The following is a 16,722-nucleotide window of genomic DNA, read 5'->3' as shown; positions in this document are numbered from 1 at the left end:
GGCAAATGTCAGGAAGGTGGAAGTGTGACCTCAACCGCGGAACTCACCCGCGAGTCGACATCTCGTTACGCACAGGTGCGTCCGGATCTGAAGCTGCATTACCACGAGGCCGGAGTCGGCAACGGGCCGACGATCGTGCTGCTGCACGGCGGCGGACCCGGCGCGTCCTCGTGGTCCAACTTCGCCCGCAATATTCCGGTGCTGGCGCGACAGTTCCATGTGCTCGCGGTCGATCAGCCCGGATTCGGGCTGTCGGATAAGCCGGTCGACCATCCGCAGTATTTCGTGCACAGCTCGTCGGCGTTGAAGGACTTGCTCGACACCCTGGAGATCACGGATCGCGTTCACCTGCTGGGTAATTCGCTCGGCGGCGGGACCGCCGTCCGGTTCGCGCTCGACCATCCGGACCGGGCGGGCAAGCTGGTCCTGATGGGCCCGGGTGGCTTGAGCGTCAACGTCTTCGCGCCCGATCCGACCGAGGGCGTGAAGAAGCTGGCCGCCTTCAACGCCGAACCCACCCGGGCGAATCTGGAGGCGTTCCTGCGGATCATGGTGTTCGACCAGTCGTTGATCACGCCCGAACTCATCGAGGAGCGATTCGCCTCCGCGAGTGCGCCGGAATCGCTCGCCGCGACCCGGGCGATGGGAAAGTCGTTCGCCGGAGCCGATTTCGAGCAGGGCATGCTCTGGCGTGACGCGTACAAACTCCGGCAACCGGTGCTGATGATCTGGGGACGTGAGGACCGGGTGAATCCGATCGACGGGGCTATCGTGGCTCTGAAGATGATCCCGCGCGCGCAGCTGCATGTCTTCGGCGGCTGCGGTCACTGGGCCCAGCTGGAGAAGTTCGACGAATTCAACCGACTGGCAGTCGATTTCCTGTCGAGTGCGAAGGGGGAGTGATGGGAATCCGCTCGCTCGGATATCTGCGCATCGAGGCCACCGACATCGCGGCCTGGCGCGAATACGCGCTGAAGGTGCTCGGCCTGGTCGAGGGCAAGGGCACCGATCCGGAGGCCCTGTATCTGCGCATGGACGAGTTCCCGGCGCGGTTGGTCATCATGCCCGGTGCACAGGACCGACTGCGGGCCTCCGGCTGGGAGACCGCGAATGCCGGTGAGCTGCAGGACATCCGGGATCGGTTGTCGGCCGCCGGGGTGCCGTTCAAGGAGGGCACCGCACAGGAGAAGGCCGACCGCCGGGTGGACGAGCTGATCATCTTCGAGGATCCATCCGGCAATGTGCAGGAGGCCTTTCACGGTGTCGCGCTGGAACATCGGCGCCTCGTCACGCCGTATGGGCATCGGTTCGTCACCGAGGAGCAGGGCCTCGGGCATGTGGTGCTGAGCACCAAGGACGACAAGGCCGCGCTGGAGTTCTACCGCGACGTGCTCGGCTTCCGACTGCGCGATTCGATGCGGCTGCCACCGCAATTCGTCGGCAGGCCCGCCGACGGCGAACCCGCGTGGCTGCGATTCTTCGGCTGCAACCCGCGCCACCACTCGCTGGCCTTCCTGCCGATGCCGACGCCCAGCGGCATCGTGCACCTGATGCTGGAGGTGGAGCGGGCCGACGACGTCGGGCTGGCCCTGGATCGCGCGCTGCGCAAGAAGGTCAAGATGTCGGCCTCGCTCGGGCGGCACGTGAACGACAAGATGCTCTCCTTCTACATGAAGACCCCTGGCGGATTCGACATCGAATTCGGTTGCGAGGGACTGGAAGTCGACGACAAGGACTGGATCGCGCGGGAATCCACCGCGGTGAGCCTGTGGGGTCACGACTTCACCATCGGACAGCGCGAGCAGTGACGGGCGGGGCGGCGAAACCATGACGGCGGAACAGTTTCCGGAGATCGATCCGCGAGTCTTCCGGAATGTGCTCGGGCAGTTCTGCACCGGCATCACGGTGATCACCACCTTCGACGAGGCAGGCGCGCCGGTCGGGTTCGCCTGTCAGTCGTTCGCCGCCCTATCCCTCGACCCACCGCTGGTCCTGTTCTGCCCCACCAAGACCTCGCGTTCGTGGGCCGCAATCGAACTGTCCGGGCGCTTCTGCGTCAACGTGCTGGCCGAGGAGCAGCGCGAGCTGTGCGCCCGCTTCGGCTCGCGCGAACCCGATAAATTCGCCGGAATCACCTGGCGCACCTCGGAACTGGATCTTCCGGTGTTGGACGAAACCCTGGCCGCCATCGAATGCGATGTGGCCAGCGTCGTCGACGGCGGCGACCACCACATCGTCATCGGCCGCGTCCGTTCCCTCACCGAAGCCACCGCCACCGGCCGCCCCCTGCTCTTCTATCGCGGCCAATACACCGCCATCGAACCGGACAAGACCGTCCCGGCCCCGTGGCGCGCCGATCTCGAACACTTCCTCACCACAACCACCCTCGACACCTGGTTGTAGGCGAAACCGTTTCGGGGCAACGCCGGAGGGGTCGTTGCTTCGAATACGTGATTGGCCGGTTGGCGCGGTAGGTGGGCCGCGGCAACCGGCCGTTTCGGATTATGCGGTGACGGTGTGTTGTTCGCGCTGGAGTTCCAAGGCGATATCGATCAGCTGATCTTCTTGGCCGCCGACCAGTTTGCGTTGGCCCGCGCGGACGAGCAGTTCAGCGGCGGAGACACCGTAGCGTTCGGCTTGGCGCTCGGCGTGTTTGAGGAAGCTGGAGTAGACGCCCGCGTAACCCATCATCAGCGACTGGCGGTCGAGCAGGCATTCCTGCGGCATGGCAGGGCGGACAACATCTTCGGCGGCGTCGGCGATGGCGAAGAAGTCGATACCGGTCCTGATGCCCAGCTTGTCGCATACGCCGACGAGCGCCTCCACTGGCGCATTACCCGCACCGGCGCCGAAACGCCGTGCGCTGCCATCGATCTGGGTCGCACCCGCACGAATCGCGTAGATGGAATTAGCCACCGCGAGATCGAGGTTCTCGTGGCCGTGGAATCCCACCTGCGCGTCGCCGCCGAGTTCGGCGACGATCGCGGCGACCCGATCCGAAACCTGCTCCAACACCAGGGCACCCGCCGAATCGACGACGTATACGCACTGGCAGCCGGCATCCGCCATTATCCTGGCCTGCTTCGCCAACACCTCCGGCGGCTGCGAATGCGACATCATCAGGAAACCAACTGTCTCCAAACCCAATTCGCGTGCCAAACCGAAGTGCTGGATGGAGACATCGGCTTCGGTGCAGTGGGTGGCGATACGGCAGATCGACGCGCCGTTATCGCGCGAGATCTTGATGTCCTCCTTCACCCCGACGCCGGGCAGCATGAGCACCGCGATCCTGGCCTGCTTCGCGGTTTCGGCAGCGATCGTGATGAGTTCCTGCTCAGGCGTTTTCGAGAACCCGTAGTTGAACGACGAGCCGCCGAGCCCGTCGCCGTGGGTGACCTCGATGACCGGGACACCGGCGCCGTCGAGTGCGGTGACGATATCGCGTACCTCGGTGGCGGTGAACTGGTGGCGTTTGTGATGCGAACCGTCGCGCAGCGAGGTGTCGGTGACGCGGATATCGAGTTCTGCGGAATAGGACATGATTTGGCTCCTTTACACCCGGGCCGCGACGATCTGCTGAGCGATGACCTCGCCGACCCTGGTGGCCGCCGCGGTCATGATGTCGAGATTGCCCGCGTACGGGGGCAGGAAATCGCCCGCGCCCTCCACCTCGACGAATACCGAAACCTTCGCCATACCACCGGATATCACCGACGGCGGATCGAATTGCGGTTCGTTGAGCAGCCGGTAGCCGGGTACGTAGTGCTGTATGTCGCCGACCATGCGGTGGATCGATTCGGCGATCGCGTCGGTATCCGCATCTTCCGGTATGGCGCAGAAGATGGTGTCGCGCATGATCATCGGCGGTTCGGCCGGGTTCAGGATGATGATGGCCTTACCGCGCGCCGCACCACCGATGGTCTCGACGCCGCGGCTGGTGGTCTTGGTGAATTCGTCGATATTGGCGCGGGTTCCCGGCCCGGCCGAAACCGAGGACACCGAGGCGACGATTTCGGCGTATGCCACCGGCACCACCCGCGAAACCGCCGCGACGATGGGTATGGTGGCCTGTCCGCCGCAGGTGATCATATTGACGTTGGGCGCATCGATATTCGCGTCCAGGTTCACCGGCGGCACCACGGCCGGACCCACCGCCGCCGGGGTGAGATCCACGGCGCGGATACCGGCCTCGGCGTACCTGGGCGCGGCGGCGCGATGCACATACGCCGAGGTGGCCTCGAAAATCAGTTCCGGCAGTTCGGTTCGGGCCAGCAGCCAGTCGACGCCCTCGTGCGAGGTTTCCAACCCGAGCCCGCGCGCCCGCTTCAGCCCCTCCGAATCGGGGTCGATGCCGATCATCCAGCGCGGCTCGATCGAATCCGAGCGCAACAGTTTGTACAGCAGGTCGGTGCTGATATTGCCGGATCCGACGATCGCGGCGGCTACCTTCCCATTCACGTGAAGTCTCCTCAGCTGAATTGCAAACGGACGGAACCGAGTCCGGCGAACTCGGCGTGGAATTGATCGCCGGGGCGCGCGTCTATGGCGCGGGTGCACGAACCGGGCAGCACCACATCGCCCGCGCGCAACCGCACACCGAAACTCGCGACCTTGCGGGCCAACCAGGCCACGGCGATCACCGGATCACCGAGTACGGCATCGCTGCGACCCTCGGCGACCACCGCGCCGTTGCGGGTGAGCAGCGCGTCGATGCCCTTGATGTCGATATCCTTCGGCGCGACCCGCCCGGCGCCGAGCACGAATCCGGCCGATGACGCGTTATCGGAAATGGTGTCGCACAGCCGGATATTCCAGTCCTTGATCCGCGAATCGATCAGCTCGATGGCGGGTGCGTAGGCCACGGTCGCCGCCAATACGTCTGCCTCGGTGCAGTTTTCACCGGGCAGATCGGCGCCGAGCAGAAAGCCGACCTCCACCTCCACCCTTGGATACAGGTAACGCCCCGCCTCGACCGGAATATCCTCGCGCACTTCCATTTCCGCGAGCAGATGGCCGTAATCCGGTTCGTCGACGCCCATCATCCGCTGCATGGCCTCCGACGACAGGCCGACCTTGTGCCCCACCACCTTCGCGCCGCCGTCGAGCCTGCGCCGGATATTGATCAGCTGGATCTCGTACGCATCGACCACGTCGATATCCGGATACCGGGTGATGAGCGGATCGATGGGCACCCGGTCGCGCTCGGCGCGCGCGAGTTCCTCGGCCAGTTCGGTGCGTACCGCGTCGGACAGCAACGCTAATTCCCTTCCACGATTGTCTGATCGAGCGCCTGCTCGATTCCGGCCACGGACTTGCCCGCGCGACGTCCGGAAAAGATGCAGTCGGCCAGCGAAAGTCCGCTCACATACGAGTCCGAGCAGATCCCGACGGCGGTGCGTCCAGCCGCGTATAGACCTGGAATATCCGCACCGGCGGCGGATTTCACCGCACCGGTGCGCTCGTCGACGACGACGCCGCCCAGCGTCAGCATCGCGCAGGGATTGGTCAGGCTCGGTTTGATGCCGACATCCAACAGCCAGAACGGCGCGACGCGTACGGGTTTGGTAAATTCGGCGGGTTTGCCGACCGGGTCGGGTGCGCCCGCAGCGATGGCATCGTTGTGCGCCACGACCGTCGCACGCAGCCCGGCCGGATCGATTCCGGCCTTGGCGGCAACGGCTTCCAGCGTCGCACCGCGTACCGCGGCGCGGCGCATCGCCTCGAACTGTGCCCGCTGGAACCAGGTCGACTGGGTGCGGATCTGCGCGGATGCCGTGCGCATCAGCTCGGAATCGGCGAGTACCCAGCCCTTTCCACCGTGTTCGTTGATCAGCTTGTGGCCCACCGCCGCGCCGTACCTGGTTTCGTCGATCACCCGGCCGCCCGCCGCGTCCACCAGCAGTGCGCCGGTGAACGCGCTGGGCGGCAGGATGAACCGCCACGCGGAGATATTGCCCATCCGGTCGGTGGCCGCGCCCACCTGCTGTGCCATCCGGATGCCGCTGCCGTCGTCGCCGCTGGTGCCGAGTACCAGCCCGCCGCGATATTGCGGGCCGTGCTCCCTGACCATGCCGCGGTTGGCCATGAAGCCGCCCGCGCTGACCACGACGCCGCGGCGGGCGTGCACCCGAATCGTGGTGGCGTAACGGCTATCCAGCCGCGCCAGTTGACGATCCATGGCCTGCCGCAGCGGGCGGTAGTAGATGCCGGGTTTCGCGGATAGCTTCGCCATCCTGGTGTATCGGGCGCGGACACCGCCCGGCGCGTCGCGCAGCGTCCGGCATTCGACGCCGATCACCGTCCCGTTGTCATCGGTGATCAATTGCGTTGCCCTGGTGAGGGTTTCCAGGCGCACACCCATCCGGGACGCGGCGGCGGCGAGCGGTCCGTACAGCTGTTTTCCCGATGTTCCCCGGCCTTTCGCACGATGCCCGCGCGGTGCGGGCTTCGCGGCGGCCCGGCCCATGCCGGATGCCTCGCTGCCCGAGTAGTAGAGGTAGTAGTCGTCGTTCGGATAAGAGGTCTTGTACGGGCACAGCGACGCCTCGAACGGAACACCGTGTCCGGCAAGCCATTCGATCATCGCCGGACTTTCGTCGACGAAACGCCGTAGTGTTTCCGGGGAAACCACGTCCCCCACTTCGTTTTCCAGATAGGCGAGCATCGCCTCCGGCGTGTCGTCGATACCGGCCGCGCGCTGGATGGATGTGCCGCCGCCCGCGTAGACGACGCCGCCGGACAGCGTCGATGCGCCGCCGCCCGCGTACCGGTCCAGCGCGAGCACCTGCGCACCGGCGGCGGCCGCCTCCAGCGCCGCGGCGGCGCCCGCCGCACCGAATCCGACGACGACCACGTCCGCGGTCAGGTCCCACTCGCGTCCCATGTACTTCACTCCGGTCCGAAACTGAAACAAGTTTTCTCAATGTATAAAAGTCCGCTGCCAGACAACATAGACCAACAGCGGCATCATTCTATAACGTGTTCTACATGATTGATCGGGAATACGACGTGGTGGTGGTCGGCAGCGGCGCCGGCGGCATGACCGCCGCCCTCACCGCAGCTCACCGGGGTCTCAGCGTGGTGATCGTCGAGAAGTCGGAGTTCTACGGCGGCTCGACCGCGCGCTCCGGCGGCGGCGTGTGGATACCGACCAACGACGCGCTGAAGAAGGCGGGTGCGGACGATATCGAGGCGGCCCGCACCTACCTGCACAGCATCATCGGCGATGTGGTCGACCGGGCCAGGATCGACACCTATATCGACCGGGGGCCGGAGGCGTTCAACTTCCTGCTGCGCAACACCCCGCTGAAGATGCGATGGGTGCCCGGCTACTCCGACTACTACCCGGAGGCGCCGGGTGGGCGGGCACTCGGCCGCTCGGTGGAGCCGAAGCCGTTCGACACCAAAGTGCTCGGCGCCGAGGCACGCGCCATGCAGCCCGATTTCGCCAAAGCGCCGCTGAATGTCGTTGTCACCCAGGCCGATTTCAAGTGGCTGAATCTGCATCGGCGCACCGCGCGCGGCTTCCTGCGGGTATTCCGGGTGGGCGCGCGCACTTTCAAGGCGCGGGCACTCGGGCAGCGCCTCGTCGGGCGCGGGCAGGCACTGGTCGCCGCGCTGCGCAAGGCGCTGCTCGACGCGCGAATTCCCTTGTTGCTCAACACCCCGCTGACCGACCTCGTCACCGAGAACGGCGTGGTGGTCGGCGTCGTGGTGCGACACGAGGGGAATGAGGTGACGGTGCGCGCCCGCTACGGGGTGCTGCTGGCCAGCGGCGGCTTCGAGCACAACGCCGAGATGCGGCACAAATACCAGCGCGAACCGATCGGCACCGAATGGACGACGGGCGCGTCCTCGAATACCGGCGACGGTATCCGGGCCGGCCAGAAGCTCGGCGCCGCAGTCGATTTCATGGCCGACGCCTGGTGGGGTCCGTCCATCCCGCTCACCGGCGGGCCGTGGTTCTGCCTGGCCGAACGCAATCTGCCGGGCAGCCTGATCGTCAACGACCGGGCCGAGCGGTTCGGCAACGAATCCGCGCCGTATGTCGAGGCGGTGCACACCATGTACGGCGGCGAGTACGGACAGGGCGAGGGCCCCGGCGAGAACATTCCCGCCTGGCTGATCTTCGACCAGCGCTACCGGAACCGCTACATCTTCGCGGGATTGCAACCGGGACAGCGGTTTCCGCGTCGCTGGCTGGAGAAGGGCGTGATCGCCTCCGCGCCGACCATCGCCGAGCTGGCGGAGAAGATCGGGGTGCCCGCCGATCGGCTCGCCGCCACCGTCGAGCGGTTCAACGGGTTCGCCGCCACCGGCAAGGATGCGGATTTCGGGCGCGGCGACAGCGCATACGACCGGTACTACGGCGATCCGACCAACAAGCCGAATCCCTGCCTCGCCGCGCTGGTACAGCCGCCGTTCCACGCGGTGCAGATCGTGCCGGGCGATCTGGGCACCAAGGGCGGTTTGGTCACCGACACCGCGGGACGGGTGCTGCGCGAGGACAAGTCGGTGATCGACGGCCTGTACGCGTGCGGTAATACCAGCGCACCGGTGATGGGCCACACCTACGCTGGCCCCGGCGCGACCATCGGACCGGCGCTGACCTTCGGATATCTCGCCGTACTCGACATGGCGCGGAAAAAGGCGGACCATCCGATCGCATCCGCAGTCGGCGGCCAGGAGGAGAACTGATGCCCATCGATCCGAAAGTCGCACTCGGCGCGGAACTCCCGAGCCGGGAGTTCCGCTGGACCCCATCGGATGTGCAGCTCTACCATCTCGGCCTCGGCGCGGGCGCACGCTGGACCGACCCGGCGGAACTGCGCTACCTGAACGACACCGCACCGCAAGTACTTCCGACCTTTGCGACGGTCGCGCCGACGCTGCGGGAAACCGAACCGCCCCGAGTCCACTTCCCCGGCATCGACATCGAGCTCGCGAATGTGGTGCATGGGAATCAGGAGGTGCGGGTGCACCGCCCGATCCCGGCCGCGGGCAAGGCGACCGTCACGGGGCGGATCGCCGAGATCTGGGACAAGGGAACGGCCGCGGTGATCGTGCAGGAGACGACGGCGACCGGCTCCGACGGTGTACCGCTGTGGACCGCCCGCTCCTCGATCTTCGCCCGCGGTGAGGGCGGCTTCGGCGGCGAGCGCGGACCCAGCGTCAAATCCGAATTGCCCGATCGGGCACCGGACTACGACGTCACCACGCCGACACTGCCGCAGCAGGCGCTGCTCTACCGCCTGTGCGGTGACCGCAACCCGCTGCATTCCGATCCCGAATTCGCCCGCGCCGCAGGCTTTCCCAACCCGATCGTGCACGGCCTGTGCACCTACGGGATGGTGTGCAAGGCGGCCACCGATACCGCGCTCGACTCCGATGCGAGCCGGGTGACCGGCTTTCGTGCCCGCTTCGCCGGGGTGCTCTATCCCGGCGAAACCATCCGGACCCGGATCTGGCGCGATGATGACGAATTGACCATCGCCGCAACGGTTGTCGAACGCGAAGACGCCGCCGTACTCGGCGACGTCAAGCTGAGTTTTCGGTCCGAATGAGACGAGGCGGGTAGTCCATTCCGGACTACCCGCCGTTCGGGCTTACATATCCCGGTTGCGCTTTCCGATTACGATGCTGACCACCATCAGGCCCGCTATGGTTCCCACCATCAGCACCGTGGACAGCCAAACCATCGTGTGCACCGGCAGTTGGTAGGCCAGTACCACCCGCACCACCGACTCAGCGGAAAGGCCTGCACCCCAGAGGATTCCCGACCGGTCGAAGGACTTGCGGACGGCCGGAATGGTGCGGACCTTCTCCTCGAACGCGGCGAGGGCCGCCGGGCCTCGGGACGAAATCATTTTGCGCGCACCGTAGTACGTCAGCGGTTTACCGATGAGCACACTCACCAGAATCACGACGCCCACGATGAACGTACCCGCCGAATCCTTGACGATCATCATCCGGGGATCACCGGTGATCAGGGAGGACGCCAGTCCGAACCCGAAGATTGCCAGCATCAGCACCGACATGCCGTCCAGCTTGCGCGCCCGGATCGCCTGGTATCCGAGCAGCGCGGCGGAAAGCATCGACCCCGCCAGCAGTCCGGTGAAATCGGAGTAGCCGAGCGCGGTCGCACCGTAGTACGCGACGAGCGGCAAGCCCACATCGAGAGCGATCGGCCGCAGCATCGTCAGCAGGTTCGGCCGCATGGGATTCGCAACGACCTGCTCGGATTCGGTCGAGATTGTCGTCATTTCAATGCTCCTGAACTGGGGTTATCCGCACTTCCTGTCCTGAAGAACACTACGGACGCAAACCGCGCACCGACTCTGCGAACCATCACGACCTGACCGTGACACCTGTCATGGTCGGTCCGTGCTGGCAGACTCGCCGCCATGACACCGTTTGCCGGGCCGTTCGAATGACCGAGCGTCATCTCGTCGACGTGCACGTCCTGCTCATCCGCGGCACCGAACTGCTGCTCAGCCTGCGCCGCAGCGCCGATCGGGAGTTCGACGGCCGATGGCATCTGCCCGCGGGCAAGCTCGAATCGAACGAGTCGGCGACGGCCGGTGCGGCGCGCGAGGCGTTCGAGGAGACCGGCGTGCTGATCGAACCGGCCGATCTGCGGTTCATCCACACCGCGCATGTCGTCGCCCCCGGCCGCCCCGCCAGGATCGGGCTGTTCTTCGTCGCCGAACGGTGGTCCGGCGATCCGGTGAACCGCGAACCCGATAACTGCTATGAGCTGCGCTGGTTTTCGCTCGACGAACTACCGGAGCGGATCATCGAATATTCGGCGGCCGGCATTCGCGCCTACCTCGGCGGCCCCGCCTACAGCGAACGCGGCTGGCCCTGATGCGCCAGAAAGGGTGTCAGCAGCCTGGTCAGCTGGTCGACGCTGTCCGGCGTACCTGTCGATAGCTGTGCACGGGCACCGGCGAAGCGGTCGAACACCGCGCCCTCCAGCAGCGCGATGAAATCCGCCGCCGCATTGATCGGATCGGCGAACCCCATGTGCTCGAACAACTTTCGCGCATGTTCGATGGAGAACAGGCTGCGCGCCAGACGGTCGTGCAGTTCGGCGTCCGACCGCAGATCGATGATGAGCGCGTGCCGCGCGATCAGCTGGTTGCGCCGCCGCGCGAGCAGCCGGTCCAACCAGATCGCGTTGGCGCGGGCGACCGCGATCGGGTCACCCAGGTCCACCGACTCGAATCCGCCGGTCAGGAAATCGGCGCGGGACCGCGCGGCGATCCGGTCGACGATCCCCTCGAGCAGCGCGCGTTTGGTGCGGAAGTAGTATGACGCCGATCCGGCGGGCAGGTCGAGGGCGCTGTCGACGGCGCGGTGGGTGAGCGCTCGAATACCTTGTGCCGCAATGATTTCTATCGCCGCGTCGGCGATCGACGCGCGCCTGTCCGGTGTGGGCATCATCACCTTTCCGTCCGGCAAACCATCCTCTACAACTGTAGAGGATGAGGAGGTTGGCATGGAAATCGGCGATATCGAACCGGATGCGGACCAGGCGCACGCCGCGGCACGACTGGCACGGTTGCTGGACCGACGCGGCAGGCCGCGCAAGCGGCAGCGCGGGGTCTATCTGCACGGGCGTCCGGGTCGCGGCAAGACGATGGTGTTGAACCGGTTCTACGCATCTGTCGATTCCGAGCTGAAGCGCCGCTTCCACTTTCATGAATTCTTCGCCGAATTACATTCCGCCGCACATGCATCGGGTTCTATCCAAGCGGCGATCGAGGCGTTGACCGGCGATGCCCGACTCGTCTGCTTCGACGAATTCCACGTGCACGATATCGGCGATGCCATGCTCATCGCCCGAATGTTGCGCGCGCTCTTCGCCCGTCGCACCACGCTGGTTGTCACGTCGAACTATCCACCGAACGAACTGCTGCCGAATCCGCTGTTCCACGCGAAATTCCAGCCGAGCATCGACGAGATCCAGGCACATCTCGATGTGCTGGCCGTGGACGGACCACTCGACTACCGCACCAGGGCCATCGCCCGCGGCGGCTTCACCAACGGTCGCTACCTGGTCGAGTCGGCGCCCGCCGCCGGTCGGCACGAAATCCAGGTGGGGACCCGACATTTGATCGCCCGGTCCGATGCGGATGGCTGCCTCGCAATCGATTTCGCCGAGCTGTGCGGCACCCCGACCGCGGCCGCCGATTATGTTCAGCTGGCACACCGTTATCCACGCTGGATACTGCGCGATATCCCGCCGCTGCGCACCGTCCCGCCGGACTGGACCATGCGCCTAGTCAACCTCGTCGACGTGCTCTACGACGCGGACTCCGAGCTCACCGTCTACGCCGCCGAACCACTGACCGGCCTGCTGTCCGGCGTTGCCGGCGTACCCGATCTGACGCGCGCGGCCAGCCGCCTCGGCGAACTGCCGAACTCGGCCGCCGCCGCATGTCAATTGACATTGGTGGACAACCCCGGCTCGAAATAAGCGGGCGTTTTCCTAACTAATCGATTCTCGCTCGCGCGAACCGTCCGGCATGTAACCATGTGCCTGTTCGCTGGCACTGAGGTTTGGTGGTAACGCTGTGGCCGTGGCGCGAGCCGCGTTATTCCGCGTGATCGTGCTGATCACGCTGCTCGCGGTTGCCACGATTACGCTGCGCGGCCACATCCCGGGCACCGGCGGATCCGGGAATCATCCGGCCCTGCCGTCCACGCTCGCCGCCGCGCTGATGCCGGTGTTGCTGACCGTTTCGATGGTGATCCTGGCCGCAGGCGTGATCGTCGGCCAGCACCGACTGCCGCTGGCACTGCCGGAAATAGAGCGCAGGCGCCGACCGGGCGGGATCGGCCTGCCGCTGCTCGGCGCGCTCATCGCGCTGGGCGTCGCCGCGGCGATGGTTGCCGCGGTCGCGCTGATCGGAATCGGCACCCGCAGCCCGGAAACCCGCTCGACCGCCGTACCGTCCCCCGAGCCTTCCACCAGCGAAATTGTCTCCACGGCAACCAATTCCAGCGAGCCATCCGGATTATCCGGTGCGCCGGTACTTTTCGTCGCGGTCGGCGCGATCGGGCTCATCGCCGTCGCGCTGATCGGCCTCATCGCCGTCGCCGTATCGACCAGGCACCACACCGATCCGGCCCCGCCGTCCGAACCCGAACCCGCGCCGACCACGATGGATTCGCTCGCCAGGGCGGCCGAGATGGGTCTGGCCGCGGTCAGCGCGCCGGGACAGGATCCGCGCACCGCGATCATCGCCTGCTACATCGCGATGGAACGCGGATTGTCCGTCGATCGCGCCGCGGCGCCACTGGTTTCGGATACCCCGATGGAGGTGCTGGCCCGCGCCTTCGAACGCGGCGCGCTGCACGACGCGTCCGCGCGCGAGCTGGTCGCGCTGTTCGAGGAGGCCAGGTTCAGCCCGCACGCCATGCTCGAATGGCAGCGCATGCGTGCCGAACAGCTGCTGCGCATCGTGCTCGCCGACCTGCAGGGGGAAAAGGTATGACCCGCTGGGGAATCGCCATCGCCGCCGCGCTCGCACTGCTGGTGATCTACGCGGCCACCTTCCGGAATGCCCGTGGCGCAATGCTGTTCGCCGCCGCGATACTCGTCGCGCTGGTCTGCGCCCAACTGCTGCTGTCACTGCTCGAACGACAACCCCGCCCGCCCACACCGGAACTCGACGAAATCGAGAACGGCCCGGCCGAGATGCTGCGCCGCTGGCAGGCCAGGGCCGAAATACTCGCCGAACGCGCCGACGGCAGCCGCGCCGACTGGGACCGCCACCTGCGGCCGGTGCTCGCGAAGGAATTCGAGCTGTCCACCGGGTTGCGAATTACCAAGAACCGCAAGGCCACCGAGGCCGCGGGCCTGCTGCGGTTCGGTCCGGAGCTGTGGCGCTGGGTCGACCCGGCCGCCGCCACACCCCGCGACGAACGCGGCCGGGCACCGGGCCGGGCCGCCCTCGACGAAATCCTCCAGCGTCTGCAAAGGATGTGAACAGGTTGAACCGACTGCGAGTAGCCATATGACGATGCCGATGGAAGCCACCGTGCAGCGCAGCGAGGCGATTCTGCGCGAGATCGGCCGCGTCGTCGTCGGCAAACAGGATGAGCTACAGCTCATCATGATCGCCGTGCTTTCCGGCGGGCATATTCTGATCGAGGATCTACCCGGGCTCGGGAAAACCCTGATAGCCCGGTCGTTTTCGGCCGCACTCGGCCTACAGTTCACCCGGGTGCAGTTCACGCCCGACCTGTTGCCCGCCGATCTGCTCGGCTCCACCATCTACGACATGTCCTCGGGCCGTTTCACGTTCCGCCGTGGACCGGTCTTCACCAATGTGCTGCTCGCGGACGAGGTGAACCGAACCCCGCCCAAGACGCAGGCGGCCCTGCTGGAGGCGATGGCCGAGGGACAGGTCAGCATCGACGGCGAAACCTACCAGTTGCCACAGCCTTTCATCGTCCTGGCCACCGACAATCCGATCGAGTACGAGGGCACCTATCCGCTGCCGGAGGCGCAGCTGGACCGGTTCGCCATCCAGCTGCGGCTCGGATATCTGTCCGAACAGGATGAGACGCAGATGATCCGGCGCAGGCTGGAGCGCGGCGCGACACCCGCCGTCGTCGGCACTGTGGTGGACGCGACCGGGTTGCTGGAGATGCGGCAGGCGGTCGAATACGTAACGGTGCATCCGGACGTGGTCGGGTACGTCGTCGCCCTCGCGGCGGCCACCCGCAGTCATCCGCAGGTCGAGGTCGGCGCCAGCCCGCGCGCCGAACTCGATCTGGTGCAGATGTCGCGGGCCAGGGCGCTGCTGCTCGGACGCGACTACGTGATCCCGGAGGACGTCAAGGCGCTGGCCGTGCCTGCGATGGCGCACCGGATCACGCTGCGGCCGGAGATGTGGGTGCGCCGGATCCGCGGCGAGGACGTGATCGCCGAACTCCTGCGCCGCCTGCCCGTGCCGCGCGCCACCGTGACATGAGGCATCGCGACGCGAGCACCGCGGTAGACGCCGAATTGTCCTGGCGCCCGGCGCCGCTGGTGTACATGCTGGCCGGATGCGCGGCGGTCGCGCTGGTCTCGGCGATCGCGCTCGGCAAATGGCAGCTGGTGGTGTTCGCCGCACCGCTGCTCGGCGTGCTCGCCACCGCGCCGCTTCAGCTGTCCACCACCAGAATTCAGGTCGACGGTGGCGGAACGTCGCGGTGCTTCGAAACCGAGGAGGTGGTGCTGACCATCGCCGCATTCGTCGAGCACGGGCACGCGCTGCTCCGCTGCAAACCGGAAAAGGTTGCCGGGCTGGATATTCAGGTCGAGGAGGCGGTCGATTCCGGGCAGACGCCGGCCGGGCTGCGGCTCGCGCTCTCGACGCAGCGCTGGGGCCGGTATCCGATATTCGTGCGGGTTTCCGCGCTGAATCCGGCCGGGCTCTCGGTGGCCACCGCGATACTGCCCGCCGGACAATTGTTCGTCTACCCGATCGCCGACCCACAGCGAATCAGGTTGCCGCGCACCGAACTTCCGGAACGAATCGGCACCCACCTCACCCGCAAGCACGGTCCGGGGGTGGAGTACGCCGATATTCGCGCCTATGCGCCCGGCGACCAGCTGCGCACCATCAATTGGCCGGTGAGCGCGCGTCGCGGCCGGCTCTACGTCACCGAACGGCTCACCAATCGGTCCGCCGATGTCGTTGTGCTGGTGGATACTTCGCAGCAGGCGCCCGGTCCGGCCAGCGACTCGCTCGAACTGTCGGTGCGCGGCGCCGCCCAGGTGGTGCAGTCGACGCTGCAGGCGGGCGACCGGACGGCCGTCGTCTGTCTCGGCCGGTCGCCGCGGTGGCTGCGCCCGGATATCGGCCGCCGCCAGTTCTATCGGATCGTCGACACCGTGCTCGATGTCGGCGACGAACACATCCCGACCACCGGCACGCTCGCACCGCATGCGGCGGTGCCGCTCGGGGCCATCGTGGTGGCGTTCTCGACGCTGCTCGATACCCAGTTCGCGCTGGCGCTGATCGATCTGCGCAAGCGCGGGCATGTAGTGGTGGCCGTGGATGTCTTGCGCGGCAACCCTTTCAACGATGGGCTCGAACCGACACTGGCCAAGATGTGGCAGTTGGAGCGCTCCGCGATGTACCGCGATATGGGCACCGTCGGTGTCGATATCGTCGCCTGGCCGGAGGGCACCCGGCTCGACCAGGCGATGCGTGTGCTCCCGGAGCATCGCCGCACCGTTCGGGTGCGCCGATGACCAGATTCCTCGCGGTGCTCGCCGGTGCGCTCCTCGTCACCGCCGTCGGCATCATGACGCCCGTGCTCACCATTCCGGTCGCCGTCCTGGTGGTCGCCGGCTGGTGGTTGCGTCCCGCCGCGGTCGCCGCGGTACTGCTCGCGATCGCGGCGCTCGCCATCGCCGACACCGGCGTACTATCCGCTGCCGCAACGGGTTTGGTGTGCACCACCTACCTGCTCAATACCGCCACCGTCACCGCGCCCGCCGGTGTCGTCCCGACGACCATCCCCTCCGTCGCCGGCGCCATCACCTTCGCGGCCGCCGCCGCCCTATCCGCATTCCTCCCGTTGAACCTGGCCTGGGCCCCCATCGCCGCCCCAATCCTGATCATCGTGCTGTACACATTGGTGATCCAAGGCCTGGCCCACCGCACCCGTACCGGCGACGAGCCCGCCGCTCCGACCAGCTGACCCGAATAGTCG

The 16,722-nt window shown here is 66.5% G+C and carries 18 protein-coding genes; 12 read left to right on the top strand and 6 right to left on the bottom strand.

The window, feature by feature from the left end:
* Positions 1–24 precede the first annotated feature (24 nt).
* From hsaD to hsaB, 3 genes are read left to right on the top strand one after another with little or no spacing between them, the layout of a single operon-like run.
* Positions 25–903, top strand: a complete 879-nt coding sequence (hsaD, locus tag LGY53_RS17215; RefSeq protein ID WP_225727688.1) for a 4,5:9,10-diseco-3-hydroxy-5,9,17-trioxoandrosta-1(10),2-diene-4-oate hydrolase — start codon at positions 25–27, stop codon at positions 901–903.
* The gene (hsaC, locus tag LGY53_RS17210) at positions 903–1,808 is read left to right on the top strand and encodes an iron-dependent extradiol dioxygenase HsaC (protein WP_225727687.1); all 906 of its coding nucleotides are present in this window, start codon (positions 903–905) and stop codon (positions 1,806–1,808) included. Before hsaD ends, hsaC begins: the two co-directional genes overlap by 1 nt.
* Before the next feature lie 19 nt (positions 1,809–1,827).
* Positions 1,828–2,403, top strand: coding sequence for a 3-hydroxy-9,10-secoandrosta-1,3,5(10)-triene-9,17-dione monooxygenase reductase subunit (hsaB, locus tag LGY53_RS17205; protein WP_225727686.1), 576 nt, complete (start codon positions 1,828–1,830; stop codon positions 2,401–2,403).
* A 99-nt stretch (positions 2,404–2,502) separates the two neighbouring features.
* Here hsaB and dmpG read toward each other — a convergent pair whose 3' ends face one another.
* The 4 genes from dmpG to LGY53_RS17185 are packed head-to-tail and all read right to left on the bottom strand — an operon-like array spanning position 2,503 to position 6,883.
* On the bottom strand, positions 2,503–3,540 hold the full coding sequence (gene dmpG, locus LGY53_RS17200) for a 4-hydroxy-2-oxovalerate aldolase (RefSeq protein WP_225727685.1): 1,038 nt from the start codon (positions 3,538–3,540) through the stop codon (positions 2,503–2,505).
* 12 nt (positions 3,541–3,552) lie between these two features.
* On the bottom strand, positions 3,553–4,458 hold the full coding sequence (locus tag LGY53_RS17195) for an acetaldehyde dehydrogenase (acetylating) (RefSeq protein WP_225727684.1): 906 nt from the start codon (positions 4,456–4,458) through the stop codon (positions 3,553–3,555).
* Positions 4,459–4,469: 11 nt separating this feature from the next.
* A complete protein-coding gene (locus tag LGY53_RS17190) occupies positions 4,470–5,255 on the bottom strand; it encodes a 2-keto-4-pentenoate hydratase (protein ID WP_225727683.1) in 786 nt (261 codons plus the stop codon).
* A 2-nt stretch (positions 5,256–5,257) separates the two neighbouring features.
* On the bottom strand, positions 5,258–6,883 hold the full coding sequence (locus LGY53_RS17185) for an FAD-binding protein (RefSeq protein WP_225727682.1): 1,626 nt from the start codon (positions 6,881–6,883) through the stop codon (positions 5,258–5,260).
* A 104-nt stretch (positions 6,884–6,987) separates the two neighbouring features.
* On the opposite strand from LGY53_RS17185, the gene kstD reads away from it, so the two are divergent.
* Together kstD and LGY53_RS17175 are read left to right on the top strand one after the other, a co-directional pair.
* A complete protein-coding gene (gene kstD, locus LGY53_RS17180; protein WP_225727681.1) occupies positions 6,988–8,697 on the top strand; it encodes a 3-oxosteroid 1-dehydrogenase in 1,710 nt (569 codons plus the stop codon).
* Entirely contained in the window at positions 8,697–9,563 is an 867-nt protein-coding gene (locus tag LGY53_RS17175; RefSeq protein WP_225727680.1) for a MaoC family dehydratase, read from the top strand. Before kstD ends, LGY53_RS17175 begins: the two co-directional genes overlap by 1 nt.
* A gap of 42 nt (positions 9,564–9,605) precedes the next feature.
* Here LGY53_RS17175 and LGY53_RS17170 read toward each other — a convergent pair whose 3' ends face one another.
* Positions 9,606–10,262, bottom strand: coding sequence for a VC0807 family protein (locus LGY53_RS17170; RefSeq protein WP_225727679.1), 657 nt, complete (start codon positions 10,260–10,262; stop codon positions 9,606–9,608).
* A 167-nt stretch (positions 10,263–10,429) separates the two neighbouring features.
* Between LGY53_RS17170 and LGY53_RS17165 the strand changes: the two genes are divergently transcribed.
* Complete coding sequence (locus tag LGY53_RS17165) at positions 10,430–10,867, top strand: NUDIX domain-containing protein (protein WP_225727678.1); 438 nt, start codon at positions 10,430–10,432, stop codon at positions 10,865–10,867.
* On the opposite strand, the gene LGY53_RS17160 is transcribed toward LGY53_RS17165, so the two are convergent.
* Positions 10,843–11,445 carry a TetR family transcriptional regulator gene (locus tag LGY53_RS17160; RefSeq protein ID WP_308102913.1) on the bottom strand — a complete coding sequence of 201 codons (603 nt, stop codon included), beginning with the start codon at positions 11,443–11,445 and terminating at the stop codon, positions 10,843–10,845. The genes LGY53_RS17165 and LGY53_RS17160 overlap by 25 nt on opposite strands.
* Positions 11,446–11,500: 55 nt before the next feature.
* Here LGY53_RS17160 and zapE point away from each other — a divergent pair, with 55 nt between their 5' ends.
* The 6 genes from zapE to LGY53_RS17130 all read left to right on the top strand — a co-directional run bounded on the left by zapE (position 11,501) and on the right by LGY53_RS17130 (position 16,710).
* Positions 11,501–12,481, top strand: a complete 981-nt coding sequence (zapE, locus tag LGY53_RS17155; RefSeq protein ID WP_225727677.1) for a cell division protein ZapE — start codon at positions 11,501–11,503, stop codon at positions 12,479–12,481.
* Positions 12,482–12,578: 97 nt separating this feature from the next.
* The gene (locus tag LGY53_RS17150) at positions 12,579–13,502 is read left to right on the top strand and encodes a DUF4129 domain-containing protein (protein ID WP_225727676.1); all 924 of its coding nucleotides are present in this window, start codon (positions 12,579–12,581) and stop codon (positions 13,500–13,502) included.
* Positions 13,499–13,996, top strand: coding sequence for a hypothetical protein (locus LGY53_RS17145; protein ID WP_225727675.1), 498 nt, complete (start codon positions 13,499–13,501; stop codon positions 13,994–13,996). Before LGY53_RS17150 ends, LGY53_RS17145 begins: the two co-directional genes overlap by 4 nt.
* Positions 13,997–14,024: 28 nt before the next feature.
* Positions 14,025–14,987 (top strand): MoxR family ATPase, encoded by a 963-nt coding sequence (locus LGY53_RS17140; protein WP_225727674.1) that lies wholly within the window; start codon positions 14,025–14,027, stop codon positions 14,985–14,987.
* Positions 14,984–16,258, top strand: a complete 1,275-nt coding sequence (locus tag LGY53_RS17135; RefSeq protein WP_225727673.1) for a DUF58 domain-containing protein — start codon at positions 14,984–14,986, stop codon at positions 16,256–16,258. The genes LGY53_RS17140 and LGY53_RS17135 overlap by 4 nt, the downstream gene beginning before the upstream one ends.
* On the top strand, positions 16,255–16,710 hold the full coding sequence (locus tag LGY53_RS17130; protein ID WP_225727672.1) for a hypothetical protein: 456 nt from the start codon (positions 16,255–16,257) through the stop codon (positions 16,708–16,710). Before LGY53_RS17135 ends, LGY53_RS17130 begins: the two co-directional genes overlap by 4 nt.
* Positions 16,711–16,722: the final 12 nt, after the last annotated feature.

The organism is Nocardia sp. JCM 34519.1 (assembly GCF_020361265.1).
Lineage (GTDB): Bacteria > Actinomycetota > Actinomycetes > Mycobacteriales > Mycobacteriaceae > Nocardia > Nocardia arthritidis_A.
Note: the sequence above shows the minus strand (reverse complement) of the source record. Positions and strands in the feature narration are given on the sequence as shown.